Consider the following 26,321-nt stretch of genomic DNA (forward strand, 5'->3'; position numbering starts at 1 on the left):
CCCAGGCGGCCGCTGAGAACCCGCGGCGGTGCGAGCGCCGCCAGCCAGGGCGAACACGACGAAAAGCCCCGGTGTTCAGCTGAACGCCGGGGCTTTTCCTGTGGTCGTGCTCAGTTCTGCCGCTCCCGCTCGTGGGTGTGGATCAGCTCCACGCCCTCGCTGGCCAGCGACTTGATGGCGTGCAGGCCGTCCCGGCCCCACGGCCGCGGCTCGCTGTCGATGACGCACAGCGTGCCGAGCGGGGTGCCGGTGCGGTCGATCAGCGGCGCACCCAGGTAGGAGCGGACGTTCATCCGGTCCACGATGTCGTTGCCCGCGAAGCGCGGGTAGTCGCAGACGTCCTCCAGCACCAGCGCCATGCCGCGCGCGATGACGTGCGGGCAGTAGCCGGTGTCCAGCGGTGCGGTGCGCATCTCCGGGCCGGCGGTGGCACCTTCGTCGGGCATCATCTGCGAGTACAGGCCGCCGACGTACTGGTGGGTCGCGCCGACGAAGTTGACCATCGCGTTGGGCACGCCGAGGGTCTTCGCGACCCGCTTGGCGAACGCCTCGAACTCGGGCTCCGGCTTCTCGCCCAGCCCGAGCTGGCGAAGCCTCGCTTGCCGCTCGGCACCGCGGTTGTCGACCGGGGTCAGATGCCGGTAGCCGGCTTCGTCGAAGGTCGTCATTGGGAACTCCGTTTCCAAATGGCGTCTATAGTGGACGGGCGGTCAGTACGTGCTCGGTCAGCTTCACCAGCACCGACGCCGCCGATCGCCGATCGCGCGCGTCGCAGAGCACCACCGGCACGTGCGGTTTGATGTCCAGCGCTTCGCGCACCTCCTCGGGCTGGTAGTGGAACCCGCCCTCGAAGTGGTTGACCGCGATGACGAACTCGATGCCGCGCGACTCGAAGAACTCCACCGCGGCGAAGCAGTCCTCCAGCCGCCGGGTGTCGGCCAGGACCACCGCGCCGAGCGCGCCGCGCACCAGGTCCTCCCACATGAACCAGAACCGCTCCTGGCCAGGGGTGCCGAACAGGAACAGCACGATGTTCTGCGGGTCGAACGTGATGCGCCCGAAGTCCATGGCGACGGTGGTCGTGGTCTTCTCCCCGACACCGGTCAGGTCATCGGTGCCGATGCTGGCGACGGTGAGGGTCTCCTCGGTGGTGAGCGGTTCGATCTCGCTGACCGACCGGACGAAAGTGGTCTTCCCGACGCCGAATCCGCCCGCGATCAGGAACTTGAACGCGGTCGGGAACAGCTCAGAGCTGTCGGAGACCATGCAGCAACGCCTCCAGTTGTTCTCGGTCCGGCATATCGGTGGGCACGCGCGTGGTGATGGCGCCCCAGTCGATGAGGTCGGACAGCAATACCTTCGTGACCACCGCGGGCTGGCGCAGGTGGGCGGAGACCTCGGCGACCGAGGTGGCGAACCGGCACAGCTCCAGCATCCTGGCGTGCGTCGGTTCCACCCGGTCAGGGGCGAGACGACCGGTCGACCGCACCAGCGACTGCAGTGACAGCGTCGCGGACGGCTTGGTCCGGCCGTTGGTGAGCGAGTACGGCCGCAGCAGGGGGCCGGCTTCGTTGTCCAGCCACATCTTCTCCGGAGGTCCCGACATCGTCACCTGCCCAGTTCGCCGACGCCCCGCGCGGCGGCCGGCTGCCGGGATGCGGTGGTCAGGTGCGCGGGCACCCGCTTGACGAGCTGGGCGATCTCGTAGCCCAGCACGGAGGCGTCGGCTTCCGGGGTGGCGAGCACGACGAGCACCGCGCCCTGGCCGGCGGCGGAGACGAAGAAGATCACGTCGTCGAACTCCGCCACCACCTGCCGGACGCCGCCGCCGGCACCGAAGCGGTAGCCGCCGTTGCGGGCCAGCGAGCACTGCGCGGCGGCCCAGGCGGCCAGCGCGTCGGCCTCGTCGGAATCCAGTCCGTGGTGGTATCGGCGCAGTCCGTCCGAGGAGGCCAGCAGGGCGCAGCGGGTGTGCGGAACCCGGCGCATCAGATCGGCGAGCAGCCAGCTCAGGTCGGATGCCGAGCCGGGCACGTCATTGGCCATCGGTAGAGAACTCCTTGGGATCAGTGCGGGGGAGGAGCGAGCGGGTCAGCCCGACTGGTCGTCGGGGCGTCGGTCGGCGACTCCGCCTTCGACGCCCTGACGGAAGGACGCCCACAAGCCTGGGTTTGGCCCGCCGCGCGGGGTGTCGTCGGTCCGCGGACCGCCGGCGAGCTCCGGTGCGACGTAGCTCTTCGTTCGATCGCGCCGCGGCAGCGGCGGCCGCTTCTCGTCGATGAGCACCTTCTCTCCGGGGAACTGCCCGGTGGGGGTCGGCTCGCTCGGGAGCTGCGTTCTGGGGAACTGCATGGTCGTGTCCGAGGAGCTCGGCTTCTCCGCCGGGACGACTCCGGTGTGCCGCCCGTAGGACGGCGCCGAATTCCCGTTGGAACCGCCGGACATGCTCTCGACGGGAGCGCGGTGCACGCCGCGTCGAGTGCCGTTCTCGGGTGCGTGGACCGGCTCGGGCGGGGCGGGCCACGCCTCGATCCGCTCCTGCCTGATCGCCGGCTCCGGCTTGGCGGCCGGTTCGGGTGCGACCGGCTCGGGCGCGGCGACCGGTTCCGGCCTGGCCACCGGCTCCTGCCTGGGCGGCGGTTCCGGTGCGGCCACCGGCTCCGGCGCGGCGGCCGGTTCCGGCTGGGGAGCCGGTTCCGGTGCCACGATGGCGTCCACGGGGGACCGCTCCGGCTCCCCGTCCTCGACCTCGCCGAGCAGCTTGTTCGGGATCACCACGTGGGCGTCGGTGCCGCCGTACATGTTGTTCTCGAGCTCGACGGCGACCTGGTGCCGCTGGCCGATCTGGGCGACCACGTACAGCCCGATCCGGCCGTCCTTGAGCCGCTCGTCGCGGTCCACGGTGCCGGGGTTGGCGAGCAGCTCGTTGAGCTGGGTGCGGTCGGCCGGGCTCATGCCCAGCCCGCGGTCGCGGATGTCGATCGCCATGCCCGCGGTGACCCGCTGGGTGCTCACCGTGACCTGGGTGTCGGGTTCGGAGAACGAGGTCGCGTTCTCGACGAGCTCGGCGACCAGGTGGATGACGTCGGCGACCGCGTGCCCGTGCAGCGTGCCGTCGACCGGCGGGATCACCTTGACCCGGGCGTAGTGCTCGACCTCGGCGACCGCCGAGCGCAGCACGGTGTACATCGCGACCGGCTGGCTCCACTGGCGCCGCGGCATCGAACCGCCGAGCACCGCGAGGCTCTCCGCCTGCCTGCGGACGCCGGTGACCAGGTGGTCGACGGCGAACAGGCCCTTGAGCAGGTCCGGGTCCTCGACGCGCTGCTCGAGGTCGTCGAGCCGCTGGATGGCGCGGTGCGCCAGCGACTGCACCCGGCGGGCGATGTTGGCGAACACCGCGACGCTCGGGTCGACGGCCGCCCCGCTCTCGGTGAACTGCTGCATGCGGACCACGGCGAACTCGGCGGCGGCCTGCGCCTGCCGGATCTCGTAGGAGAGCAGCTCGAAGGGGTCGCTGCTCGCGCCGGGCTCACCGGTGGGCCACCTCGGCGCGGGCTGGTCGCCGGCCTGGACGCGCTCCACCAGCTGGGGAAGTTCTTCCCGGCCCTGGGCGATCTCCTTGCGCAGGGTCTCGATCCACTGCCGCTCGCGGCGCGCGTTGTCGATGAGGGAGCGCTGCGCGTCCTTGGAGGAGTCCTCGGAGCGCTCGTTGAGCTCGGTGGCGGTGGCGGTCGCCTTGCGGAATCCTATGAGGAGAACGGCTATGCAGCCGATCCCTCCGACCCCGAGCGCTGCGTAGCGCAGCTCGACGGGCGTGTCCAGGGCCAGCACCACGGCCACGGCGATGCCCAGCAGGGCCACCACCACCAGCGGGAGCATGACCAGTCGCTGCAGCTCGGGCCGCAGGTCTTCATCCGCGTCGGACGTCGACGCGGGTAACCGCTCGGGCTCCGATGCGGCTAAAGGGAACTCAGACATCAGCGTCCTTGGTCGGGGGAGACGGCGACGGGTGCGCGAAGCACCGGGGGTCGGGGGCGTCACCGCGGGACTACTGGTGTTTCACTTGTTGATCAACTCATCACCGGGGTGATCCTAGCGACCCTAGTGGAGAATCAGTAGCGAGGGTGTTGACCTTCGGAAACGCTTGAATTAAGCCCGCAACGGGCGATGACGTGCGCGAAGTGCCCGCGCGTCGGCCCGATCCGGTCCGCGCTGGGCGATTTCGGGCGGGATCGGTCCAGTGGTCGCCCACCGCGCGATCCCGCCCGTCCGGAGCGTCGGGCTGACCTGTGCGAACGGCTCTCCTCTAGCATCCGAACGCGATCTTGAGGTCGTCCGTTCGGGTGATTCTTGTGACGGCGGACACTCCGGGCCGCCGGTCAGCTGGTGATGTCCTTGCGCTGGAAGCGCCAGATCGCCAGCACGGTGAACACCATCGCGTAGGCCAGCGCGGAGAACGCCCCGTGCGCGACGTCGGTCCAGTCGGCCTCGGCGCCGAGCAGGTCGGCGTAAGCGGTCGAGTAGTGCGTCGGCAGGTAGGCGCGCAGGCTCCCGAGCGCGTTGATCTGGTCCAGGATCTCGGACAGGATCGACACCACGACCGCGCCGCCGACCGCGCCGAGCGGCGCGTCGGTGCTCACGCTGAGCAGCAGCGCGAGACCGGCGATCCAGGTCAGGTGCACGGCCAGGTAAGCGGTGGCCGCGGCCAGGCTCACCAGCCCGGCCGGGAACGGCACCGCCTCGCCGGTGATCGTCACCAGGTTCCCGGTGCCGTACCACAGCACGCCGACGCCCAGCGCCATCGCGGTCAGCAGCACCAGCCCGAAGACCGAGAGCAGCCCGGCGACGATCGCCTTCTGCCGGAGCATCCGGACGCGCGGGACCGGCGCAGCCAGCAGGTACTTCAGGCTCGACCACGAGGATTCGCTGGCCACCGTGTCGCCGAAGAACAGCGCGACCACCACGACCAGCAGGAAGCCGGTCGAGACGAACAGGGTGAACACGGTGAAGTTCAGCCCGCTCTGGGTGGCCATGTCGGCCAGCGTCCGCCCGCGCCCGCCCGCGTCGCCGATCTCGAACGACAGCAGCAGCAACACCGGCAGCACGACCAGGAAGCCCAGCGTCAGCCGGGTGCGGCGGCGGCGCAGCTGGCGGATCAGCTCCACCCGCACCGGCAGCGTCCGCCGCGCCCGGTAGCCCTCGATGCCGCCGTCCGGCTGCGCCGGGTGGCTGCGCCCCGAGAGCACCAGCGCGGTTTCGGTGGTGTCCAGCTTGCCGACCTTCGGGGGCTCGCTGAACCGCGGCTCGTCGGTCACCTGCTCTCCTCTCCGACCAGCTGCAGGAAGGCGTCCTCCAGGCGTCGCCGCGGCCCGACCTGGTGCACCGAGATCCCGGAGTCCACCAGCACGTTGACCGCCACGGCGGCCTTGTGCCCGGACAGGTCGGCGTGCACCAGGTCGCCGTCGACCTCCACCTGGCCCAGCCCTTCGATCGTGCGCAGCGCCGCGGCGGCCTGCTGCGGCTCGTCGACCCGGAACGTCGCCGCGCCGTCGACCGCCACGACGTCGGCCACGCTGCCGGTGGTCACCAGCCGGCCGTTGTGCATCACGACCACGTGGGTGCAGGTCTGCTCGACCTCGGCGAGCAGGTGGCTGGAGACCAGCACCGACCGCCCGGTGGCGGCGTAGCGGCGCAGGATCTCGCGCATCTGGTGGATCTGCGGCGGGTCCAGCCCGTTGGTCGGCTCGTCGAGCACCAGCAGCTCGGGCAGCCCGAGCATCGCCTGCGCGATCGCCAGCCGCTGCTTCATGCCCTGGCTGTAGCCGCGGACGCGGCGGTGCGCGGCGCTGCCCAGCCCGGCGATCTGCAGCACCTCGTCGAACCGGGCCTGCAGCATCGGGCGCCCGGTCGCCGCCCAGTAGTACCGCAGGTTGTCCACACCGGACAGATGAGGCAGGAAGCCGGGGGACTCCACCAGCGCGCCCACCCGGGACAGCACCGGCGCCCCGGGCACCAGCCGGTGGCCGAAGAGCCGGATCTGACCGGAGCTGGGCTGCAGCAGGCCGAGCATCATCCGCAGCGTGGTGGTCTTGCCCGCCCCGTTGGGGCCGAGCAGGCCGACGATCTGCCCGCGCTCGACCCGGATGGACAGGTCCTGCACGGCGGCGGGCTTGTCCGGGTAGGACTTCGTCAGCCCGGCGATCACCAGGGGCGTGTCGGCCAGCATCGGGTCGAGGTCGTCGCTGCTCTTGCGGCGGATCCGCGAGATCACCCACGCGATCAGCGCCAGCCCGGCGAGGCCCCCGATGCCCACCAGCGGAGCGGTCGGCACGGCGTCGGCGCTGCTGGTCGTCCCGCGCACCGACGGGATCGACACCGTCGCGTCGCCGGCCAGCCCGATCAGGTGCACGGCGGGTTCCTTCGGCACCGCGTAGGCCTGGTCGGTGGTCGTCACCGCCAGCTCCAGGCGGTGACCGGTCTCCAGCGGGTGCACCACGCCGGGCAGCGCCACGTCGACCTCGACCGGGCTGCCGTCCGGCGGCAGGTCCGTCACGTGCAGCGGGGCGACCGCGTTGCCGATCAAGGTGCGCTTCTGCTCGGCGTCGACGTCGTAGAGCTTGGCGAACAGCACCGCGCTGCCGGTGCTGGGCTGGCCCGGCACCGAGGCCACCGACAACCGCGTTCGCGGCGTGCCGGAGATCAGCAGCTGGCTCTCCAGCGGTTCGGTGCGGAACACCGCGGTCTGGCCGGGCAGGTCGCGCGCCAGCGACTGGCCGAGGCTGCCCGCGGCGTCGAGCACCTGCCCGGCGCCGGGCAGCGAGCTGGTCGTCGCCGGGCTGCCGCCGGGCGGGTTGACCACTTCGGTGGGCGATCCGCGCAGCGCCAGCGCGAAGCGCGGAACCCGCTCCTGGCCGCCCACGCCCGGGTAGGCGTCGGCGGTGACGGTGCGGACCGGGATCTCGCCGTTGCGCTGCGGCCGCCCGGCGATGTCGAAGGCGAAGGCCGTGCCGGGATCGAGCCCCGGTTCGACGCCGCCGAGGTGGTGGGCGAACCAGTCGGCGATCTGCTGGCGCAGTTCGGGCCCGGGCTCACCGCCGTCGTGGCCGCCCGCGAACCAGATCGTCTTGACCGGCGTGCCCGCCGCGCTGATCTGCCGGGCGTTGGCATCGGCCTGGTCGAGGCCGAACAGGGTGTCCCGCTCGCCCTGCACCAGCAGCGTCGGCGCCTTGATCCGCGAGGTGACCGACTTCGGCGAGACCCGGTCGAGCAGGTCCAGCGTGGCCTGCCCGGCCCGCCCGGTCTGCGCCACCTCGCTGTAGGCGGCGCACACCTGGGCGGTGAAGTTCCCGCAGGTCAGCGACTGCTCCTGGAGGCTGGTCGAGGTGCTCGGGGCGCCTCCGTTCGGCTGCGCGTCCGGCCGGGGTGCGCTCCCGGCGGCGAACAGCAGCCCGGCCCACGCCTGCTTGAGCACGCCGTGGTCGTTGAACGAGCCGCCCGCCGGGGTGGTGGCGGGGCCCGCCAGGCGGGCGGCGTTGTTGGGCAGCAGCGCCTGGCCGAGGTCGTTGTAGGTCATCACCGGGGCGATGACGTCGACCCGCGGGTCCTGGCCGGCCAGCAGCAGGCTCAGCGCGCCTCCGTAGGACGTGCCGGTGACGCCGACCTTCGGGTCGCCGTCGCTGTTGCGGGCGACCTCGGGCTGGCGGGCGAGCCAGTCGAGCAGCTGCTGGGCGTCCTTGACCTCGTAGTCGGGGTCGTTGAGCGCGATCTGGCCGGTGCTGCGGCCGAATCCGCGGGAGGAGTAGGTGAGCACCGTGAAGCCGCGCTGCACCAGTTCGTGCGCCTGCGCGGCGGTGTCGTCCTTGCTGCCGCCGAAGCCGTGCGCGAGCAGGATCGTCGGCGCCGGGGTCTCCTCCGGGGCGTAGAGGGTGACGTCGAGCTGGATCCGCTGGTCGTCGTCGGGGCCGTCCAGCACGTCCACCATCGCCTCGCGGGGAGGTTCCGGTGCGGTGCGGCGGGGTTGCTCGCCGGACCACAGGAGCGTGGTGAGCACCACCACGGCGATGCAGGACAGCGCGGCCAGCGCGAGGCGCGTGCGGCGGCGACGGGATGCGGACACGTTTTCGACAGTAGGGGAAGTGGGAGGCACCGGTTCGTATCCAGACGAGTGCGAAGACAAGAAGCTATGAACCAGAGACCAAACAGCAACCGGACACCTCGTCGTGCCCGCCGCCGGGTCGTCGCCGCATCCCCGCGTGCGACCGGGTGTCGGTGATCATAACGATGATCGGCCGCGGTGCAATGGCCGCTTCGGCCGCCGTCGGGGTGATGTGAGGGCGCTTCGCATTGCTGCCCGTGGACCTGCGCCGTACCGTCCGTGCGTGATGTTCGTTGCTCATGCGCACCCCGCCTGGTGTCGAGGCGCGCGGGTAAGTGACAATCTTGGCAAGTGGAGGGGAGTATTCCTTCGCGGCGGTGTCGTCATCACGGAACTTGCCTGGACAAGCCCGGTGCCGTCGACCGGCCTCAGCAGGCCGGTGGAAGAGACCTCCGGTCCCTTGGCGCGTGCCCTGAACCGGAGGTGATTCATGGGTGCCGACGTGACGTTGCTCGCCCAGCAGACGCAACGAGTGGTCGACAAACTCGATGTTCCGTGGTGGGTGTGGGCCGCCACGCTCGGCGGGTTGGCCCTGCTGCTGTTGCTCGACCTGGTGATCGTGGACCGCAAGCCGCACGAGGTCACCACGGGTGAAGCGGCCAAGTGGGTCGCCTTCTACGTCGCGTGCGCGATCCTGTTCGGCATCGGTGTCTGGATCTTCGGCGATTCGCACTTCGCCATCCAGTACTTCACCGGTTACATCACCGAGTACTCGCTCAGCATCGACAACCTGTTCATCTTCATGGTGATCATGTCGAGCTTCGCGGTGCCGTCCATCCACCAGCACCGCGTGCTGCTGATCGGCATCCTGCTGGCGCTGGTGATGCGCGGCATCTTCATCGCCGTCGGCGCCGCGCTGATCGCGCAGTTCGTCTGGATCTTCTTCATCTTCGGCGCGTTCCTGATCTGGACCGCCATCAGCATGGTGCGCAAGAAGGACGAGGACGAGGAGTACGGCGAGAACGCCGTGGTCCGCTGGGTCCGCAAGGTGTTCCCGGTGACCGACGAGTACCACGGTCACAAGTCGATCGTGAAGATCGACGGCAAGAAGTTCCTGACGCCGATGTTCGTGGTGATCGTCGCGATCGGCAGCGCCGACCTGCTGTTCGCGGTGGACTCGATCCCGGCGATCTTCGGCATCACCCAGGACCCGTTCCTGGTCTTCGCCGCCAACGCCTTCGCGCTGATGGGCCTGCGGCAGCTGTACTTCCTGCTCGGCGGCCTGGTGGACAAGCTGGTCTACCTGTCGGTGGGCCTGGCCGTGATCCTCGGGTTCATCGGCATCAAGCTGATCATCCACGCGTTCCACGAGTACCACCTGGTGCCGGAGTGGCTGGAGATCACCAACTGGATGTCGCTGGGCTTCATCGTGCTGGTCCTGGCCATCACGACCTGGGCCAGCCTGGCCAAGGCGAAGAAGAACGGCAGCGAGTCGGAGTCGGCGTCGGAGCAGGCCGAGAAGGCCTGACCGGTCGAGCGCAGGTGCCCGGGACTCCGCGGAGTCCCGGGCACTTTCGCATCGCGGATGCGGACAGCAGTTCGAGAACACCCGCGGACTCGCACCGCGGAGTGGGCCTGGAGAACGCCTCGTCAGTCCAGCAGGGTGTAGCTGAGTTCCTTGCACACCCTTCCCAGCGGCACGTCCAGTCCCGGGTGGCTCAGGGGCAGCAGGACGTCGGGGGAGTCCGGCAGCGCCGTGGCCGCCGGTGGGTCCCACAGGCACAGCGACGGGTTGCCCGCGTCCATCGAGGAGCGGTACCAGAGACCGTCGAGTTCCGGGTAGGCCGCGCGGATCCCGCGGGCCCAGGCCTGGGTGCGGAGCTTGGGGCCGGTGGCGATCGCCTGCGAGGCTCCCGCGCGGGTCGGCCACAGCCCGGTCAGGTCCAGCAGCCGCAGCGTCCGACGTGGACGGAACAGCACCAGCTGCGGGCCGCGGGTGCGGCGGTCCACTGTGGAAGTCGCCTGGAACACCTCTGCGATGCAGGTCTGCACCGACAGCGAGAAGTAGAGGACGCCGTGCTCGCGGGTGACCGTCGGCCCGCCCTGCGCGTTGGGCAGGTGCGGGTCGAAGCGGGCGTGCGGCAGCGGGCCGGCGTAGCGGAAGCTGTTCCACTGCTGGGGGTGGTTGCCCCCGGTGGTGAACACGCGCACCAGGCGAGTGCCGGCCGGCACCGCGATCACGTCTTCGGTGCGCCGGAGCATCGCCTGCAGCACTGCCGGCGCAGGCGGCTGGGGTAGCCGTGCCATGGACGTCCTGGAGTGGGGTCTCGAAGGGAGGGGGATCGCTCAGGCCGGGGTGCCGATGGTGGCGGCGAGCGCGGCCACCCGCTGCGGGTCGCCGCCTGCCAGCAGCCACTCGCGCGGGCTCGCGGGGCGGTCCCCGAGTTCGAGGTCCTCCTGCGGCGTCGTCATGAAGTTGGCCAGCACCAGCGCCGGCTGGTCCACGGGCATCAGCGCGAGCACGCCGTCCAGCCCGGGGAGCACGTCGGTGTCGGTGAACTGCCACGCGGGCAGCCGCCATCCGCCGCGGTCCTTCCAGCCGATCAGCCGTCGTTCGCTGATCCGGTGCCGGATCCGGCTGGTGTCCACCCCGATGCGCTCGGCGGCCTGGTTGACCGAGAGCGCGGTGTCGCGCAGCACGGCCTGTTCGGCGACGGTGCGCGCACGGGGGTCGGCTTCGGTCTCGCCGAGCGGCGTCAGGTCCAGCCCCGCCTCGCTCAGGGCGACCCGTTCCGCGTCGTTGAAGTGCGCGGCCGGGTCCCCCTGGGGCGAGGTGAGCTTCTTGGCTGCATCCTCGACCAGTGTCAGGAATTCGTTGGCGGTGACCTTTAAACCGGCACGTGCCAACACGGTCTCCAGCGCGGCTGACATGCCTCCAGGGTAGCGCTGTTCGCCGGAAATGTGTGCGCGAACGTGCGCCGGGTGCGAAAACTCACTTTTCGTAGCATGTGGATTGCGCACTGTGACGAGTGGGCGACTCCGGTCGGGTCGTGCGACCGCGTGGTCGTGGGCCGAATGCCCGACCGGAGCCGCCGCCGATTACGGCAGTGCGTCCAAATGCGCCCGAACCGGGTTGGAGAATCCGTTGCCGCTGCTGGCATCCCAGTTGATGGACCACGTCATGACGCCGCTGAGCTCGGGGCTCGGCTGGGCCGGTGTGTACTGTCCGCAGCCCTTCGCCGCGGTCAGGCACGTCAGCGCGTTGCCGATCACCGAAGGGTCGACGTAGCCGCTACCGGCCGCCGACGGCGCGGCGGGCAGGCCCAGCGAGACCTGGTCCGGCCGCAGCACTTCCAGCAGGTAGCACGCCTGTGCGGTGATGAAGTCGACCGAACCCTGGCTGTAGACGCCGCCGTCGCAGCCGTTCATCGAACCCGAGTTGTAGTACTGGGTGTGCACGACGGTGATGACGTCCTTGAGGTTGTTGATGAGCTGCATGTAGGACCCGCCGGGCTGCACGTCGAGCGTTTGCGGGGCCATGGTCAGCAGGAATCCGTCGCCCACCTTCGCGTGCAACTGCTGAACGGCACTGGTGGTGTTGGGAACGTTGAGGCCGTGCTCCAGGTCGATGTCCAACCCGTCGATGCCGTAATCGGTGAGAATTTTTCCAACCGAATCGACGAAGTTGGTCACGTTGGCAGGCGAGCTCAGGTCGACGTTGCCCAGTTCGCCGCCGATGGACAGCACGAACGACTTGCCCTCGGCCTTCTTCGCGGCGATGTCGGCCTTGAGCTGGTCGTCGGTGTAGCCACCGAGCGCGTCGGACAGCTTCGGGTCGACGTTGAAGGTGACCGCGCCGGGGCGGGCCGGGTCGGCGTTGGCGAATGCCAGTGCGATCAGGTCGTAGTTCGGCGAGATGTCGCTGACCTTGAGCGGTTTGGCGGCGTTGACGAAGTTCTGCCAGTAGCCGGTGAGCTGGTGCTTCGGCAGGGCCTGCGGTGCCGCGGCCGTGGCGGCGGCCGGTGCGAGCGCGAGTGCGGTCAGGGCCGCCGCGGCCAGGGTGGCCAGGCGTCTCATCATCGAGACCTCCGGGGGATCGGTGCCGGATGCGTCTTCGAAAAATGGACTAGACCAGCTGGCCGGTCAACGGTTTGGCGAGCTTGCGAAGCGCCGGGAGGGTTGACGCGGCCGGGCGCGGGTCGTTGACTGGACGTACCGACTGGTCGGTCTCAACGTGGGGCTCCGCGGCGGCGAGATCCTGACGAGGGGTCGAGGGAGAGGAAGGGTGCAGATGAGCAAGCGCTTCGACGGCCGGGTGGCGATCGTGACCGGCGCCAGCCGGGGCATCGGCCTGGCCATCGCCGAGCGGCTGGTGGCCGAGGGCGCGAAGGTGACCGTGACCGCGCGCAAGCCCGAGCCGCTGGCCGAGGCGGTCGCCGGGCTGGGCGGCGCCGAGCACGCGCTCGGGATCGCCGGGAAGGCCGACGACGCCGAGCACCGGGCCGAGGCGGTCGCCCGGACGGTCGAGGCGTTCGGCCGGGTGGACCTGCTGGTCAACAACACCGGGATCAACCCGGCCTACGGGCCGCTGCTCGACGTGGACCCCGCCGTCGCGCGCAAGTCGCTGGAGGTCAACGTGCTCGCCGCGCTGGCCTGGACCCAGCTGGTCCACCGGGCGTGGATGGCCGAGCACGGCGGTTCGGTGCTCAACGTGTCCTCTGTGGCCGGTGTGCGGCCGGCGCCCGGGATCGGCTTCTACGGGGCCACCAAGGCGATGCTGGCCTACATCACCAAGGACCTCGCGGTGGAGCTCGGCCCGAAGGTCCGGGTCAACGCCATCGCGCCGGCGGTGGTCAAGACGCAGTTCGCCACCGCGCTCTACGAGGGGCGCGAGGAAGAGGTGGCCGCGCAGTACCCGTTGCAGCGCCTGGGAGTTCCCTCCGACATCAGCGGTGCGGCGGCGTTCCTGCTCTCCGACGAGGCTTCCTGGATCACCGGGCAGGTCCTGGTGCTCGACGGCGGCGTGACGCTGAGGGGCGGTGTGTGAGGTGCGGCTCGACGGCTCGGCCGTGGTGATCACCGGTGCGGGCAACGGCATCGGCGCGGCGATGGCCCGCAAGTTCGCCGGGCTCGGGGCGAACGTCGTACTGGCCGATGTGGACGCCGAAGCCGTTCAGCGGGTGGCGGCGGAGGTCGGCGGCCTGGCCGTGCCGGGCGACGCCGCGAGCGAGGACGGGGTTCGCGCGCTGGTCGGCGCGGCGCTCGGCGAGCTCGGGCGCATCGACCTGTTCTGCGCCAACGCCGGGATCTCCCGCGGCGGCGGCCCGGAGGCCGACGAGTCGGCGTGGGCCGATTCCTGGGAGGTCAACGTGATGGCGCACGTCCGCGCGGCCCGCGCGGTGCTGCCGCACTGGCTGGAGCGCGGGCAGGGGCACTTCCTGGCCACGGTGTCGGCGGCCGGGCTGCTGACCATGCTGGACGCCGCGCCGTACTCGGTGACCAAGCACGCCGCGCTCGGCTTCGCCGAGTGGATGGCGATCACCTACGCGGACAAGGGCATCACCGTGCAGGCGCTGTGCCCGCAGGGCGTGCGCACGAACATGCTCGGCAGCAGCGGGAGCACCGGCAAGACGCTGCTCGACGACGGGGCGCTGGAACCCGAGCAGGTCGCCGACCTGGTCGCCGACTCGCTGGACGGCGGCGAGTTCCTGGTCCTGCCGCACCCGGAGGTCGCCGACTACTACGCGTTGCGCGCCGGTCAGCCGCAGCGGTGGCAGGCGGGCATGCGCAAGCTCCAGCGCAAGCTGGGCTGATCCCGCCGGTCCGCCGCGCGGCGGACCGGCGGCTCGATACGCTGAAAGCCTGTCGGCGAATGCCGTCCGCGTCCTGGGAAGCGGCGGCGGCCGCTTGCACCCACCTACGTAAGGTGACCACCGGCGGGTTCTGAGCGGTTTCCTGGCGAGGACGGCCCCTGCACCGTGCACTGGTCGTGCATCAGGAGGGGCAGCAGTCCGGGAAGCGCTCAGGCCCGCCGAGCGACCACACAACGCAACCACCAACAGGTTCTGAGCGGGACCGACAGGGGAGGTAGACATGGCGCGGGTGGCCAGCGGCCGCACCACTGCCGCGACGGCGGCGGGGGACGAGCCGGTCCCGCAGCGATTGCTCTCGGTGGCGACGCGGTTGTTCGCCGAGCAGGGCTACGAGCTGACCTCGGTGCAGCAGATCGTCGACGCCGCCGGCGTCACGAAGGGGGCGATGTACCACTACTTCGGCTCCAAGGACGACCTGCTCTACGAGATCTACGCGCGCGTCCTGCGCGTCCAGCACGCGCGGATGGAGAGCGCGGCGGCCGCCGACGCCCCGGTGCAGGAGCGGTTGCACGCGGTGGCCGCCGACGTGGTCGCCACCACGGCGGCCAACCTGGACGACACGAAGATCTTCTTCCGCTCCATGCACCTGCTGCACCCCGACAAGCAGGCCGAGGTCCGCGCGGAGCGCCGCCGCTACCACGAGCGGGTGTGCGCGCTGATCGAGGAGGGCCAGCGCGCCGGGGTGTTCCGGGCGGACAAGTCGCCGGACCTGGTGGTGGACTTCTTCTTCGGCGCGGTGCACCACCTGGGCACTTGGTTCCGCCAGGACGGCGAGCTCACCGGGCAGGACGTGGGGGAGCAGTTCGCCGACCTGCTGCTGGCCTCGCTGCGGCCCTGATCCCGGTACCGGTCAACGGTTTTCACCTTGACCGCGCGGTGCCGAGGTGCGAGATTCCCAGCAGTCGCGGAAGAACGCCGACGTTCCCGCTCCGGACTCTGGTGGTCAGATGAGCAGCTACGCGCAACGACCTTGGCTGGCCCACTACGGCGACCTCCCGGCGGATGTCGAAGCCGAGCACGGCACCGTCCTCGACCTGTTCCGGGCCGCGGTGTCCCGCGCTCCGGAAGCCGCGGCGATCCGCTACTTCGACGGCGAGCTCACCGTGGCCGAAGTGGACGCGGCCTCCGATGCGCTCGCGGTCGCGTTGCAGGACAACGGTTTCCGGCAGGGCGACCGGCTCGGCGTCTACGTGCAGAACGACCCCGCGTTCGTGATCGCCGTGGTGGCCGCGTGGAAGGCCGGGGGCGCCGCGGTGGTCATCAACCCGATGAACAAGGCGCGGGAGCTCACCTACCTGCTGGCCGATTCGGGCGCCACCGCGCTGCTGTGCCTGGACGAGCTGCACGACTCGGTCGCGCGCGAGGTCCTCGCCTCGGGTGCCACGCGGGTGTCGACCGTCATCACGTGCTCGGCGCAGGACTGGCGGCCCGGCGCGGCACCGCGGGCCGGCGGGGAAGCCCTGGACATGCTCGGAATCGTCGAGCGCAATGCCGGGCGCGAGCCGGTGGCCGAGCCGCCGTCGCCCGACGACGTCGCGGTGCTCACCTACACCTCGGGCACGACCGGTGAACCCAAGGGTGCGATGAACACCCACGCCGTGATCGCGTTCAACGCGCAGGCCTTCCGCGACTGGATGGGGCTGACCCCGGCCGACAGCGTGCTGGGCGTCGCACCGCTGTTCCACATCACCGGACTGGTCGGGCACTTCGCGCTGTCCCTGCTGGTGCCGTGCCCGCTGGTGCTGACCCACCGGTTCCAGCCCGAGGTGGTCCTGGAGGCGATCCGCAGGCACCGGCCCACCTTCACCATCGGCGCCATCACCGCGTTCATCGCCCTGGCCGCGGTGGACGGCGTGTCGCCGGCGGACTTCCGGTCGTTCCGGCTGGTCTACTCCGGCGGCGCGCCGGTGCCGCCAGCGGTCAACCAGCGGTTCCTGGAGCGCACCGGCCACTACGTCCACAACGCCTACGGCCTGACCGAGACGACCTCGATCACCCACCTCGTGCCCCCGGGCGCGCGGGCGCCGGTGGATCCCACCTCCGGCGCGCTGTCGATCGGCCTGCCGATCTTCAACACGGTGGCGCGGATCCTCGACGACGAGGACGCGGAGGTCCCGGTGGGGCAGGTGGGCGAGATCGCGATCTCCGGCCCGCAGGTGGTGCCCGGGTACTGGGGCAAGCCCGAAGCGACGGCGGCGGCCCTGCCGAACGGCGAGCTGCGCACCGGCGACGTCGGCTTCATGGACGCCGACGGCTGGTTCTACGTGGTGGACCGCAAGAAGGACCTGATCAACGCGGCCGGTTACAAGGTGTGGCCGCGCGAAGTGGAGGACGTCCTCTACGAGCATCCGGCCGTGCTGGAAGCGGCGGTGGTGGGGGCGCCCGATCCGTACCGCGGCGAGACGGTCGAGGCCTTCGTCGCCCTGAAGCCGGGAGCGTCGGCGACGACGGACGACCTGCTGGCCCACTGCAGGAACCAGCTGGCGGCCTACAAGTACCCGCGCCGGATCGAACTGCTGCCGGAACTGCCCAAGACCTCGACCGGGAAGATCCTCCGCCGCGCTCTGCGCGACCGCTAGCCGCTCAGCCCAGCTTCGCGACCACGGCTTCCGCGACGGCCTTGGCGCTGCCCGGGTTCTGACCGGTGATCAGGGTGCCGTCCTCGACGACGTGGGTTTCGAACGGCACGGCGGCGGTGGAGTAGTGCGCGCCGCGCTCGACCAGCTCGTCCTGCAGGCTGTAGGGCACCACCTGCTCGCGCTTGGCCAGTTCCTCCTCCGGCCAGGAGAACCCGGTGACGTTCCGCCCGCTGACCAGGTGCTCGCCGCTGCCGAGCTTGGCGCTGAGCAGCCCGCACGCTCCGTGGCAGACCGATGAGACGACCTTGCCGGACTCGTGGAACTCGCGGAGCAGCGCGGCCAGCCGCTCGCTGCGCGGGAAGTCGAACATCACTCCGTGCCCGCCGGTGAGGTAGATGGCGTCGTAGTCGGCGGCGTCCACCTCGGCCACGGAGGGGGTGTCGCGCAGCCGGTCCATGAACTCCCGGTCGGCGTAGCGCCGGTCGGTGCCGAGTTCGGCGAGCACGTCGTGGCTCAGGCTCTCCGGGTCGAGCGGGACGTACCCGCCGTCGATGCCGGCGATGGTGCAGCTGTGGCCCGCGCGTTCGGCGACGTCGTAGAAGTGGGTCAGCTCGCCGAGCCAGAGGCCGGTGCGGAATCCGGCCCGCTCGTACTCGCCGACGTTGGTCACGATGATCAGGATCCGCTTGGTCATGATCGGTGCTCCTCGCGGTCGTCTCGGCACCGTTGTGGCGCTACCACTGTCCCGTGCGGCGAGGCTCCCCGCAGCGATGTGAACGATCTTCGCTTCTTGCTGTGGCTTCAGTGTCGAGCGAAATAAATCCGAAGACGATTCGGGCCCGGCGGTACCGGTTCGCCGTGGAGGGTTGCGCCGCGCGTGGTCGGGGAGGTTCGCTACCGCTTGCCCTTCACGTCTGTCTCATCGCAGGAGCGAGCATGAGACCCCTTGTGCCGACCCCAGCCCTGCTCAACCGCACCTCAGAGGACCGTGATGCCGCCCGGCCGCAAGAAACCCCGCAACGCAAGATCGACCCCGCACGCGACCACCGCTGAAAAACGCGGAGAGGCGGGACTGAGAGGCGGTACAGCATGAGCGAAACCCGCGCCGGTCGGCCGCCGCGGCTCGACCGGGTGCTGAACCTGGTGGAACGGGTGGGCAACAAGCTGCCCGAGCCGTTCATCCTGTTCGGACTGCTGTTCCTGGCCGTGGTGGTGATCTCCACCGCGGTGGCCGCTTTCGGCGTCAGCGTGCGGATTCCCGGCGATGACGAGGTGACGCCGATCCGCGGTGCGCTCACCGGCGAGGGCCTGGAGTTCCTGTTCACCGAGATGGCGGAGAACTTCATCGGGTTCCCGCCGCTGGAAACGGTGGTCACGATCATGCTCGCGGTCGGCCTGGCCGAGCGCACCGGGCTGCTGACCGCGCTGATCCGGGTCGCCTTCGGCGGGGCGCCGCGCTGGGTGCTGCCCTACGCGGTCGGGCTGGTGGGCATCGCGGCCAGCGTGATGGCGGACTCCTCGATGATCATCGTCCCGCCGCTGGCGGCGCTGGTGTTCAAGGCGGCCGGGCGGCACCCGGTGGCCGGGCTGCTGGGCGGGTTCGCCGCGGTGGGCGCGGGCTACTCGACCTCGCCGCTGGTGACCAGCCTGGACGCGCTGTTCGCCGGGATCAGCAACAAGGTCGCCGAGACCCTGCCGGATCCCGGCGCGGTGGTCACGCCGGTGTCCAACTACTACTTCAACCTGGCCTCCTCGATCGTGCTCGGCCTGCTCGCCGGGCTGCTGATCGACAAGGTCATCGAGCCGCGGCTGGTGCGCACCGGAGTGCCGCGCGAGGAGTCCGAGGCGGCGCCCTCGGTCAAGGCCGAGCTCGAACCGGCGGAGCGCCGCGGCCTGGTCCGCGCCGGGGTGGCGTTCCTGCTCACCGCCGCCGGGGTGCTGCTGCTGGTGGTGTGGCCGGATTCGCCGCTGCGCAACGAGGCGGGCGGTTTCCTGCCGAAGTCGCCGCTGCTGGACTCGGTGACCACGCTGATCTTCCTGGGCTTCGGGGTGCCGGCGATCGTCTACGGCGCGCGGGTGGGCGTGGTGCGGCGGGCCGCCGACGTGCCCAAGCTGATGGCCGAGGCGATCCGGGAGCTGGCCGGGTTCCTGGTGCTGGCGTTCATGCTCGGCCAGTTCATCGCGCTGTTCAACTGGACGAACCTCGGTGCGTGGGTGGCGGTTTCGGGCGCCGAGCTGCTGCGCGCGATCGGTCTGGACGGCTATCCGGCGTTCCTCGGGTTCATGGTGCTGGCCTCGGTGCTGAACCTGTTCATCATCTCCGGGTCGAGCCTGTGGACGCTGATGGCGTCGGTGTTCGTGCCGATGTTCGTGCTGCTGGGCTTCGAACCGGGCTTCGCGCAGGCGGCGTTCCGGGTGGGCGACTCGGCGACCCAGATCATGACGCCGCTGAACCCGTACATGATCATCATCCTGGGTTACCTGCGCCGCTACGAACCGTCGGCGGGCATGGGCACCCTGGTGGCCCGCATGACGCCGTTCGTGGTCCCGTTCTGGCTGGTCTGGGCGCTGATCCTGACGGTCTTCTACTTCGCCGACCTGCCCCTGGGCCCCGGCACGGGCATCCGCATCACCCCGTGAGGCGTCGACTTCGCGCGAAAGCGACCGTCACCCGGGTGAACGTCGATTCTGTACGAGATCGACGCCACTCCGGGTGACGGTCGAGGTCAGAAGACGACGCGGGTGAGGCCTTCGGCCACGCAGGCCGGTTTGGCGGCGCCTTCGATCTCGATGGTGGACCGGATCGTCAGCTGGACCCCGCCCTGGACCTCGGTGACGTCGGCCAGTTCCGCGACGGAGCGGATGCGGGCGCCGACCGGCACCGGGCTGGGGAAGCGGACCTTGTTCAGGCCGTAGTTGATCCCCATCTTCGCGCCCTCGAACCGGTAGTTCTGGGAGTTCAGCTTCGACAGCAGGCTCAGGGTGAGGAACCCGTGCGCGATGGGCGCGCCGAACGGCCCCTGCTCCGCCCGTGCCACGTCGACGTGGATCCACTGGTGGTCCAGGGTGGCGTCGGCGAACTGGTTCACCTGCTCCTGGGTGATGGTCAGCCACTCGCTGGTGCCGAGCGGTTCGCCCTTGGCGGCGACGATCTCTTCCTTGCTCGTGAACACGCGCACTGCGGGAACCTCCTGTGGGGACGTGGGTCGTGAGTGCGTAGCAGTTTCGAACACTGCTACGCACTCGCGACCACTACGGGGTGGGCAGGTCGGCGAGTTCGCCGATGCGGCTGCGGTGGGTCTCGGCGATGCCGAAGGCGAGCTGGGAGCTCTTGGCGCGGCCCAGGTAGAGGTGGGCGGGGTGCTCCCAGGTCATGCCGATGCCGCCGTGCAGCTGGAGGTGCTCCTCGGCGGCCAGCACCACCAGGTCCGAGCAGTGCGCTTGGGCGATGGCCACCGCGAGCTCCGGCTCGGTGTCCCGCGCCAGCGCGTCCGCGGCGTTGCGAGCGACCGCGCGCCCCGAGCTGACTCCCACCCACAGGTCGGCGAGCCGGTGCTTGACGGCCTGGAACGAGCCGATCTGCCTGCCGAACTGGTAGCGGGTCTTCGCGTAGTCCACTGTGGAGTCCAGGCAGTGCTGCGCGAGCCCGACCTGCTCGGAGGCCAGCATCCCGGCCGCGGTCAGCAGCGCCTGGCGCAGCGCGCGTTCGGCCTCGGCCCCGGAGGCCAGCCGCCTGCCGGGTGCGCCGTCCAGGTCGAGGGTGCCGAACCGCCTGGTGAGGTCCAGTGGCGTGGTCGGCGTCCGGGTGACCCCGGCTGCGGAGGTGTCCACCAGGTACAGCGCGGGACCGTCGGCATCGATCGCCGGGACCACGACGAGGTCGGCGACCTCCAGGTCCACCACCGCCGACACCGCGCCGGTCAGCGCCGCCCCGTCGGCCTTCACCGCCTGCGGGAACGGCGCCTGCGGCGGGGTGGTCAAGCCGACCGCGACGGTGCCGATCCGCGATCCGTCCGCGAGCTCCGACGGTGCCTCCGCGCAGGCCACCAGTGCCGCGGTGGCCAGCACGTTGCCCAGGAACGGCACCGGGGCGACCGCGCGACCGATCTCCTCGGCCACCACCGCCACCTCCCGGGCGCTCGCCCCGGCTCCGCCGAGTTCTTCGGGCACCAGCAGCGCCGCCAGGCCGAGCTCGCCGGCCAGGGCGCGCCAGAGCGCCAGGTCGTAGGGCTCGTCGGTCTCGCAGCGGGCCAGCACCGCGGTCCAGTCGCAGCGGTCGCGCAGCAGCCGCCGCACGGTGGCCCGCAGGTCTTCCTCCAGCTCGCTGTAGAGCAGGTCCGGCGCGCTCATCGCGGCAGCTCCTTCCACGGCCGGTCCTTGTCGGTGCGGATCTCCTGGGGCAGCCCAAGGATCCGCTCCGCGATGACGTTGCGCAGGATCTCGGTGGTGCCGCCCTCGATGGAGTTGCCCTTCGCCCGCAGGTACCGGAAACCGGCCCCGCGCTTGGTGAGCGAGGCGAAGTCGGGCTGGCGGAAGGTCCAGTCGTCGTAGGACAGCCCGGCCTCGCCCTGGAACTCCAGCTCGAAACCGGTGATCGCCTGGTTCTGCTCGGCGAAGGAGACCTTGACCGCCGAACCCTCCGGGCCCGGCTCGCCGATGGCCAGCTGCTGGCGCAGCCGGATGCTGGTCAGCCGCGTCGCCTCGGCGTCCACCCAGAGGCGCAGCAGCCGGTCGTGCAGGCCGTGGGTGCGCTTGTCCGGGTTGGCGCGCCAGGCCTCGGCGGCTTCGCCGATCATGCCGCCCTCGCGCGGCGGCGTGCGCCCGCCGATGGCCACCCGCTCGTTCATCAGGGTGCCCATGGCGACCTGCCAGCCCTGGCCGACCTCGCCGAGCCGCTGCGAGTCCGGGATCCGCACGCCGGTCAGGAACACCTCGTTGAACTCGGCCTCACCGGTGATCTGCCGCAGCGGGCGCACTTCCACGCCCGGTGCGGTCATGTCGCAGATGAAGTAGCTCAGGCCCTTGTGCTTGGGCTGGTCGGGATCGGAGCGGGCGACCAGGATCGCCCAGCGGGCCCGGTGCGCCAGCGACGTCCACACCTTCTGCCCGTCGACCACCCAGTCCTCGCCGTCGCGCACCGCCCGGGTGGACAGCGCGGCGAGGTCCGACCCGGCGCCCGGTTCGGAGAACAGCTGGCACCAGGTCTCCTCGCCGGTCCACAGCGGGCGCAGGTAGCGGCGACGCTGCTCGTCGGTGCCGAAGCGCAGGATGGTGGGCCCGGCCATGCCCAGGCCGATGACGTTGAGCTGGGGCTGGTTGTCCGGCGCGCCCGCCTCGGCGAACGCGGCGTCGACCTCGGCCTGCAGCTCCCGCGCGGCGCCGAGGCCGCCGAGCCCGGCGGGGAAGTGCACCCACGCCAGCCCGGCGTCGAAGCGCGCCCGCAGGAACTCCAGCCGGTCGGTGCGCTGCGGATCGTGCGCGGCGAGGAACTCCGCCACCCGGCCGCGGATCTCAGTGGCGTCGGCGGTCATGCCGTACCGCCTCTCCGGGTTTCTTCAGTGGTTGTTGCGTTTGGCGTCGTTCTCGCGTTCTGCGGTTTCTTGTGGCTGGGTTGCATCACGTTCCCCTTAGACGCGGTTGAGCTGGACTCCGGCCGACACGAGGGGTGTCATGCCTTCGGCCCGCCCGCCACGTAGATGACCTGGCCGGAGACGAATCCGGCGCGCTCGTCGAGGAAGAACGACACGGTGTTGGCGATGTCCTCGGGCTGGCCCACCCGGGCCACCGGGATGCTCGCCGCCGCGGCCTTGGTGAACTCCTCGAACTCCATGCCCACCCGCTCGGCGGTGGCCCTGGTCATGTCGGTGGCGATGAAACCGGGCGCGATGGCGTTGGCGGTGACGCCGTACTTGCCCAGCTCGATGGCCAGCGTCTTGGTCAGGCCCTGCAGACCGGCCTTCGCGGTGGAGTAGTTGGCCTGGCCGCGGTTGCCCAGCGCGGAGGTGCTGGAGAGGTTGACGATGCGGCCCCACTTGGCCTCGACCATGTGCTTCTGCACCGCGCGGCTCATCAGGAACGCGCCCCGCAGGTGCACGCCCATCACGGTGTCCCAGTCGTCCTCGGACATCTTGAACAGCATGTTGTCCCGGATGACGCCGGCGTTGTTGACCAGCGCGGTCGGCGCGCCGAGCTCGGCGGCGACGCGGTCCACCGCGGCCTGAACCTGCTCGGCGTCGCTGACGTCGCAACCGACGGCCAGCGCCTTGCCGCCTGCCGCCTCGATGGCGGAAACCGTTTCGGCGCAGTGCTTCTCGTCGAGGTCGATGACGGCGACGGCGAAGCCGTCCTCGGCCAGCCGCTTGGCGGTCGCCGCGCCGATCCCGCGGGCGGCACCGGTGACGATCGCGACTCGACTGTCTGCCATGGAATCTCCTTGTGCGTTGTGCTGCCGTACCAGAGGCTTTGCCGGATACAACGAGTATCGAGCGGAACGGTTGTTCTTCTGAAGCGGCGTGGCCGCTTGGCCCGTCCCCGGTGCTTGCGCCGCTGCGGGTTCTCAGGCGTTCGCTCGGGAGGACGGCCCCGACGTCGTGCACTGGCACACGAGTCGGGGGCCCCGGAGCGACCGCTGCCCGCACGCGGGATGAGCCCGGAGTCCATTCATCGTCAGCGGTACTTCTTCAGCTCGCGGCGGGCGAGGGAGCGGCGGTGCACCTCGTCGGGGCCGTCGACGATGTGCAGGGTGCGGGCGTGGGCGTAGAGGTTGGCCAGCGGGAACTCCTGGCTGACGCCACCGCCGCCGTGGGCCTGGATGGCGCGGTCGATGACCCAGGTGGCCATCTCCGGCACCGCCACCTTGATCGCCTGGATCTCGGTGTGCGCGCCGCGGTTGCCCACGGTGTCCATCAGCCACGCGGTCTTGAGCACCAGCAGCCGGGCCTGCTCGATCTTCACCCGCGATTCGGCGATCCAGTGCTGCACGATGCCCTGCTCGGCCAGCGGCTTGCCGAAGGCGACGCGCTCGCTGGTGCGGCGGCACATCAGCTCCAGGGCGCGCTCGGCCATCCCGATGGCGCGCATGCAGTGGTGGATGCGGCCCGGCCCGAGGCGGGCCTGGGCGATCGCGAAGCCCTCGCCCTCGCCCGCGATGACGTTGTCCACCGGCACCCGGACGTCCTCGAACACCACCTCGGCGTGGCCGCCGTGGTCGGCGTCGCTGTAGCCGAAGACGTGCATGCTGCGCTCGATCCGCACGCCCGGGGTGTCCTTGGGGACCAGCACCTGGCTCTGCTGGCGGTGCCGCTCGGCGTCCGGGTCGGTCTTGCCCATCACGATCAGGATTTCGCAGCGCGGGTTCATCGCGCCGGAGGAGAACCACTTGCGGCCGTTGATGACGTAGTGGTCGCCGTCGCGCTCGATGCGGGTGCCGATGTTGGTGGCGTCCGAGGAGGCGACGTCGGGTTCGGTCATGCAGAACGCGGAGCGGATCTCGCCCTCCAGCAGCGGTTTCAGCCACCGCTGCTTCTGCTGCTCGGTGCCGAACTGCGCGAGCACCTCCATGTTGCCGGTGTCCGGCGCGGAGCAGTTGGTGGCCTCCGGCGCGAGCCGCCCGGCGCGGCCCATGATCTCGGCCAGCGGCGCGTACTGCAGGTTGGTCAGCCCGGCGCCGTGCTCACCGGGCAGGAACAGGTTCCACAGGCCGCGCTCGCGGGCCTCGGCCTTGAGCTCGGCCATGATCGGCGGGTGCGCCGCCCACTCGTCCTCGGCCTCGGCGAGCTGCTGCAGGAACACCGGCTCGGCCGGGTAGACGTGGGAGTCCATGAAGTCCAGGAGCTGCTCGCGCAGTTCCTCGGTGCGTGCGTCGTAGCCGAAGTCCATTCAGTCCTCCTTGATGGCATGCATGAGTCGGGGATCCCGGGGCGAGCGGGCGTCTGAGGTTCCGCTGCCCGCCGCGCTACGCGGGATGAGTCCTCGGACCGTCCTGGAGAGTGGCGAGGCCCTGCGCGACGAGCGGGCTCACCAGGGCGCCGACGTGGTCGAAGCCCTCGCCGACGGTCTGGTCGTGGATGAAGCGGTAGTGGATGCCCTCCAGGATCACCGCGATCTTGAAGAAGCCGAACGCCACGTACCAGTCCAGTTCGGACAGGTCGGTGCCGCTGCGCTCGGCGTAGCGCGCCAGCAGCTGCTGGGCGGTGGGGAAGCCGTGCTCGGGGCCGATGCCCTTGGCGATCGGGTTGCGCTCGATGCCGCTGAAGCCCTCCCAGTACACCGCGAGCAGCCCGAGGTCGGTGAGCGGATCGCCGAGGGTGGCCATCTCCCAGTCCAGCACGGCGGCGATCCGCTGATCGTCGACGATCACGTTGTCCAGCCGGTAGTCGCCGTGCACGATGCCCGCGCGCGAGGTGGCGGGCAGGTTGCCGGCCAGCCGGGTGGCGAGCTCCTCGATGCCGTCGATGTCGCGGCTGCGGGAGGCGGCGAGCTGCTTGCTCCAGCGCCGCACCTGGCGTTCCAGGAAGCCCTGCGGGCGGCCGAAATCGCCCAGCCCGACCGATTCCGGGTCGATCGAGTGCAGGTCGGCGAGCACGTCCACCAGTTGCCAGGACAGGTCGACGCGCTGCTGCGCCGCCAGCTGCTCGGTCAGCCGCTGCGTGCGGTAGACGGTGCCGGGAACGTACTCCATGACGTAGAACGGGGCGCCGAGCACGCCGTCGTCCTGGCACAGCAGGTGGGTGCGCGGCACCGGCACGTCCGTCCCGGCCAGCGCGGACATCACCCGGAACTCGCGGCCCATGTCGTGCGCGGTGGCCAGCACGTGGCCCAGCGGCGGGCGGCGCACCACCCAGCGCTGCTGCCCGTCGCTGACCAGGTAGGTCAGGTTGGACCGTCCACCTTGGACGAGTTCGCCGGTCAGCGGCCCGGCCAGCAGCCCGGGCCGCTCGGCGTCGAGGTGGGCGCGCAGCCGGTCCAGGTCGAGGCCGGGCAGCGGTTCGGCGGTCATCGGGACTCCTTGCCTCGCGAGGTGACAGTGGTCAGGGCGCAGACCTGCGCGCGGGTCGCCGCGGGGTCGGTGTGCAGCACGGTGCGCATGCCCAGGCGCCGGGCGGCGTCGACGTTGGGTGCGCCGTCGTCGACGAACACCACCTGCTCGGCGGACAGCTCCAGCCTTTCCAGGGCCATGCGGTAGATCCTCGGGTCCGGTTTGCGCAGCCGCACCTCCGCCGAGATGACCGCGACGTCGAAGAGCCCGTCGAGCAGGTCCCACGGGTAGTCGTTGCCCCAGCTGTTGGACAGCAGCGCGGTGCGCACGCCGCCGGCGCGCAGATCGCGCACGAGGTCGAGCATGGCGGGCTCGCTGCGCATCCGGGCGAACATGCGCTGGAGCAGGCCCTCCGGCGCGACCGGTGATCCGTCGATCGAGCGCAGCCGCTGCGCCAGGGTGCGGTTGAAGTCCTCGGCGTCGAGCTCGCCGGTCTCCAGGCGGTGGATCGGGGTGCCGGGCGGTGCGTCGCGCGACAGCCACTCCTTGATCGCGGCGGAGAAGGTCTCCGGGCGGATGCCCTCCTGCTCGATCCAGCCGTGCAGGGCGGCGCGGCCGGAGGTGGTCAGCACTCCGCCGTAGTCGAAGATCACCGCCCGCGCCGGGCGGGTTGCGTCGCCGGAACCCATACCAGGACCGTACCGACTAGACGGTATGTAGCGCTAGAGGCCACGAGCGGTTCCACCGCGAGACGGCGGTGCGCGGTTCCGCGCGGCACCGGCGGCTGGGGTGGG

General features: G+C 70.7%; 24 protein-coding genes. 6 read left to right on the forward strand and 18 right to left on the reverse strand.

All coding sequences use genetic code 11. The annotated features are described in order from the left end of the window. Positions 1-110: 110 nt before the first annotated feature. The 7 genes from C4T78_RS24810 to C4T78_RS24840 form a co-directional block, all read right to left on the reverse strand. Positions 111-668 (reverse strand): GAF domain-containing protein, encoded by a 558-nt coding sequence (locus tag C4T78_RS24810; protein WP_093354694.1) that lies wholly within the window; start codon positions 666-668, stop codon positions 111-113. 25 nt (positions 669-693) lie between these two features. Continuing rightward, positions 694-1,266, reverse strand: coding sequence for a GTP-binding protein (locus C4T78_RS24815; protein ID WP_093354692.1), 573 nt, complete (start codon positions 1,264-1,266; stop codon positions 694-696). Further along, positions 1,247-1,606: a DUF742 domain-containing protein gene (locus C4T78_RS24820; RefSeq protein WP_093156114.1), complete on the reverse strand. Its 360-nt coding sequence runs from the start codon at positions 1,604-1,606 to the stop codon at positions 1,247-1,249. Before C4T78_RS24820 ends, C4T78_RS24815 begins: the two co-directional genes overlap by 20 nt. A gap of 2 nt (positions 1,607-1,608) precedes the next feature. Next, the gene (locus tag C4T78_RS24825; protein ID WP_093156112.1) at positions 1,609-2,046 is read right to left on the reverse strand and encodes a roadblock/LC7 domain-containing protein; all 438 of its coding nucleotides are present in this window, start codon (positions 2,044-2,046) and stop codon (positions 1,609-1,611) included. 45 nt (positions 2,047-2,091) lie between these two features. Continuing rightward, positions 2,092-3,981, reverse strand: coding sequence for an ATP-binding protein (locus C4T78_RS24830; RefSeq protein ID WP_093354689.1), 1,890 nt, complete (start codon positions 3,979-3,981; stop codon positions 2,092-2,094). 401 nt (positions 3,982-4,382) lie between these two features. Beyond that, positions 4,383-5,318, reverse strand: coding sequence for an ABC transporter permease (locus tag C4T78_RS24835; RefSeq protein WP_093354687.1), 936 nt, complete (start codon positions 5,316-5,318; stop codon positions 4,383-4,385). Continuing rightward, on the reverse strand, positions 5,315-8,119 hold the full coding sequence (locus C4T78_RS24840; protein ID WP_177247658.1) for a CocE/NonD family hydrolase: 2,805 nt from the start codon (positions 8,117-8,119) through the stop codon (positions 5,315-5,317). The genes C4T78_RS24835 and C4T78_RS24840 overlap by 4 nt, the downstream gene beginning before the upstream one ends. 469 nt (positions 8,120-8,588) lie before the next feature. Between C4T78_RS24840 and C4T78_RS24845 the strand changes: the two genes are divergently transcribed. Continuing rightward, positions 8,589-9,626, forward strand: a complete 1,038-nt coding sequence (locus C4T78_RS24845) for a TerC family protein (RefSeq protein ID WP_093354684.1) — start codon at positions 8,589-8,591, stop codon at positions 9,624-9,626. A gap of 122 nt (positions 9,627-9,748) precedes the next feature. Here the strand turns inward: C4T78_RS24845 and C4T78_RS24850 are convergent, their stop codons facing one another. From C4T78_RS24850 to C4T78_RS24860, 3 genes are all read right to left on the reverse strand, one after another. Next, positions 9,749-10,405: an RES family NAD+ phosphorylase gene (locus C4T78_RS24850; protein WP_177242028.1), complete on the reverse strand. Its 657-nt coding sequence runs from the start codon at positions 10,403-10,405 to the stop codon at positions 9,749-9,751. 39 nt (positions 10,406-10,444) lie between these two features. Next, positions 10,445-11,029: a DNA-binding protein gene (locus tag C4T78_RS24855; protein WP_093354682.1), complete on the reverse strand. Its 585-nt coding sequence runs from the start codon at positions 11,027-11,029 to the stop codon at positions 10,445-10,447. Positions 11,030-11,197: 168 nt separating this feature from the next. Continuing rightward, the gene (locus C4T78_RS24860; RefSeq protein ID WP_235863641.1) at positions 11,198-12,178 is read right to left on the reverse strand and encodes a chitinase; all 981 of its coding nucleotides are present in this window, start codon (positions 12,176-12,178) and stop codon (positions 11,198-11,200) included. 211 nt (positions 12,179-12,389) lie between these two features. Here C4T78_RS24860 and C4T78_RS24865 point away from each other — a divergent pair, with 211 nt between their 5' ends. The 4 genes from C4T78_RS24865 to C4T78_RS24880 all read left to right on the forward strand — a co-directional run bounded on the left by C4T78_RS24865 (position 12,390) and on the right by C4T78_RS24880 (position 16,550). Continuing rightward, on the forward strand, positions 12,390-13,145 hold the full coding sequence (locus tag C4T78_RS24865; RefSeq protein ID WP_093354680.1) for an SDR family oxidoreductase: 756 nt from the start codon (positions 12,390-12,392) through the stop codon (positions 13,143-13,145). Next, positions 13,138-13,911, forward strand: a complete 774-nt coding sequence (locus C4T78_RS24870) for an SDR family oxidoreductase (protein WP_093354677.1) — start codon at positions 13,138-13,140, stop codon at positions 13,909-13,911. Before C4T78_RS24865 ends, C4T78_RS24870 begins: the two co-directional genes overlap by 8 nt. Before the next feature lie 280 nt (positions 13,912-14,191). Further along, complete coding sequence (locus C4T78_RS24875) at positions 14,192-14,809, forward strand: TetR/AcrR family transcriptional regulator (protein ID WP_093354674.1); 618 nt, start codon at positions 14,192-14,194, stop codon at positions 14,807-14,809. 109 nt (positions 14,810-14,918) lie between these two features. Next, positions 14,919-16,550, forward strand: a complete 1,632-nt coding sequence (locus tag C4T78_RS24880; RefSeq protein WP_093354672.1) for an AMP-binding protein — start codon at positions 14,919-14,921, stop codon at positions 16,548-16,550. A gap of 4 nt (positions 16,551-16,554) precedes the next feature. On the opposite strand, the gene C4T78_RS24885 is transcribed toward C4T78_RS24880, so the two are convergent. Continuing rightward, positions 16,555-17,244 carry a type 1 glutamine amidotransferase domain-containing protein gene (locus C4T78_RS24885; protein ID WP_177247657.1) on the reverse strand — a complete coding sequence of 230 codons (690 nt, stop codon included), beginning with the start codon at positions 17,242-17,244 and terminating at the stop codon, positions 16,555-16,557. A 395-nt stretch (positions 17,245-17,639) separates the two neighbouring features. Here C4T78_RS24885 and C4T78_RS24890 point away from each other — a divergent pair, with 395 nt between their 5' ends. Next, positions 17,640-19,190, forward strand: coding sequence for an AbgT family transporter (locus tag C4T78_RS24890; RefSeq protein ID WP_093354669.1), 1,551 nt, complete (start codon positions 17,640-17,642; stop codon positions 19,188-19,190). A gap of 86 nt (positions 19,191-19,276) precedes the next feature. Here C4T78_RS24890 and C4T78_RS24895 read toward each other — a convergent pair whose 3' ends face one another. From C4T78_RS24895 to C4T78_RS24925, 7 genes are all read right to left on the reverse strand, one after another. Continuing rightward, positions 19,277-19,729 carry a MaoC family dehydratase gene (locus C4T78_RS24895; protein ID WP_093354667.1) on the reverse strand — a complete coding sequence of 151 codons (453 nt, stop codon included), beginning with the start codon at positions 19,727-19,729 and terminating at the stop codon, positions 19,277-19,279. A 73-nt stretch (positions 19,730-19,802) separates the two neighbouring features. Then, positions 19,803-20,900: an acyl-CoA dehydrogenase family protein gene (locus tag C4T78_RS24900; protein ID WP_093354664.1), complete on the reverse strand. Its 1,098-nt coding sequence runs from the start codon at positions 20,898-20,900 to the stop codon at positions 19,803-19,805. After that, on the reverse strand, positions 20,897-22,081 hold the full coding sequence (locus C4T78_RS24905; protein WP_093354662.1) for an acyl-CoA dehydrogenase family protein: 1,185 nt from the start codon (positions 22,079-22,081) through the stop codon (positions 20,897-20,899). Before C4T78_RS24905 ends, C4T78_RS24900 begins: the two co-directional genes overlap by 4 nt. A gap of 137 nt (positions 22,082-22,218) precedes the next feature. Further along, positions 22,219-22,974 (reverse strand): 3-oxoacyl-ACP reductase FabG, encoded by a 756-nt coding sequence (fabG, locus tag C4T78_RS24910; protein WP_093354659.1) that lies wholly within the window; start codon positions 22,972-22,974, stop codon positions 22,219-22,221. Between the two features lie 242 nt (positions 22,975-23,216). Further along, a complete protein-coding gene (locus C4T78_RS24915; RefSeq protein ID WP_093354656.1) occupies positions 23,217-24,428 on the reverse strand; it encodes an acyl-CoA dehydrogenase family protein in 1,212 nt (403 codons plus the stop codon). 76 nt (positions 24,429-24,504) lie between these two features. Continuing rightward, a complete protein-coding gene (locus tag C4T78_RS24920) occupies positions 24,505-25,548 on the reverse strand; it encodes a phosphotransferase family protein (protein ID WP_093354654.1) in 1,044 nt (347 codons plus the stop codon). After that, complete coding sequence (locus tag C4T78_RS24925) at positions 25,545-26,216, reverse strand: HAD family hydrolase (RefSeq protein ID WP_093354651.1); 672 nt, start codon at positions 26,214-26,216, stop codon at positions 25,545-25,547. The genes C4T78_RS24920 and C4T78_RS24925 overlap by 4 nt, the downstream gene beginning before the upstream one ends. Positions 26,217-26,321: the final 105 nt, after the last annotated feature.

This window comes from Saccharopolyspora kobensis (genome assembly GCF_900108315.1).
GTDB lineage: Bacteria > Actinomycetota > Actinomycetes > Mycobacteriales > Pseudonocardiaceae > Saccharopolyspora > Saccharopolyspora kobensis.

Coding starts and splice junctions, on each gene's coding strand:
- C4T78_RS24810 (WP_093354694.1), bottom strand. CDS start 668: ATGACGACCTTCGACGAAGCCGGCTACCGGCATCTGACCCCGGTCGAC.
- C4T78_RS24815 (WP_093354692.1), bottom strand. CDS start 1,266: ATGGTCTCCGACAGCTCTGAGCTGTTCCCGACCGCGTTCAAGTTCCTG.
- C4T78_RS24820 (WP_093156114.1), bottom strand. CDS start 1,606: ATGTCGGGACCTCCGGAGAAGATGTGGCTGGACAACGAAGCCGGCCCC.
- C4T78_RS24825 (WP_093156112.1), bottom strand. CDS start 2,046: ATGGCCAATGACGTGCCCGGCTCGGCATCCGACCTGAGCTGGCTGCTC.
- C4T78_RS24830 (WP_093354689.1), bottom strand. CDS start 3,981: ATGTCTGAGTTCCCTTTAGCCGCATCGGAGCCCGAGCGGTTACCCGCG.
- C4T78_RS24845 (WP_093354684.1), top strand. CDS start 8,589: ATGGGTGCCGACGTGACGTTGCTCGCCCAGCAGACGCAACGAGTGGTC.
- C4T78_RS24850 (WP_177242028.1), bottom strand. CDS start 10,405: ATGGCACGGCTACCCCAGCCGCCTGCGCCGGCAGTGCTGCAGGCGATG.
- C4T78_RS24855 (WP_093354682.1), bottom strand. CDS start 11,029: ATGTCAGCCGCGCTGGAGACCGTGTTGGCACGTGCCGGTTTAAAGGTC.
- C4T78_RS24860 (WP_235863641.1), bottom strand. CDS start 12,178: ATGATGAGACGCCTGGCCACCCTGGCCGCGGCGGCCCTGACCGCACTC.
- C4T78_RS24865 (WP_093354680.1), top strand. CDS start 12,390: ATGAGCAAGCGCTTCGACGGCCGGGTGGCGATCGTGACCGGCGCCAGC.
- C4T78_RS24875 (WP_093354674.1), top strand. CDS start 14,192: ATGGCGCGGGTGGCCAGCGGCCGCACCACTGCCGCGACGGCGGCGGGG.
- C4T78_RS24880 (WP_093354672.1), top strand. CDS start 14,919: ATGAGCAGCTACGCGCAACGACCTTGGCTGGCCCACTACGGCGACCTC.
- C4T78_RS24885 (WP_177247657.1), bottom strand. CDS start 17,244: ATGACCAAGCGGATCCTGATCATCGTGACCAACGTCGGCGAGTACGAG.
- C4T78_RS24890 (WP_093354669.1), top strand. CDS start 17,640: ATGAGCGAAACCCGCGCCGGTCGGCCGCCGCGGCTCGACCGGGTGCTG.
- C4T78_RS24900 (WP_093354664.1), bottom strand. CDS start 20,900: ATGAGCGCGCCGGACCTGCTCTACAGCGAGCTGGAGGAAGACCTGCGG.
- C4T78_RS24905 (WP_093354662.1), bottom strand. CDS start 22,081: ATGACCGCCGACGCCACTGAGATCCGCGGCCGGGTGGCGGAGTTCCTC.
- fabG (WP_093354659.1), bottom strand. CDS start 22,974: ATGGCAGACAGTCGAGTCGCGATCGTCACCGGTGCCGCCCGCGGGATC.
- C4T78_RS24915 (WP_093354656.1), bottom strand. CDS start 24,428: ATGGACTTCGGCTACGACGCACGCACCGAGGAACTGCGCGAGCAGCTC.
- C4T78_RS24920 (WP_093354654.1), bottom strand. CDS start 25,548: ATGACCGCCGAACCGCTGCCCGGCCTCGACCTGGACCGGCTGCGCGCC.
- C4T78_RS24925 (WP_093354651.1), bottom strand. CDS start 26,216: ATGGGTTCCGGCGACGCAACCCGCCCGGCGCGGGCGGTGATCTTCGAC.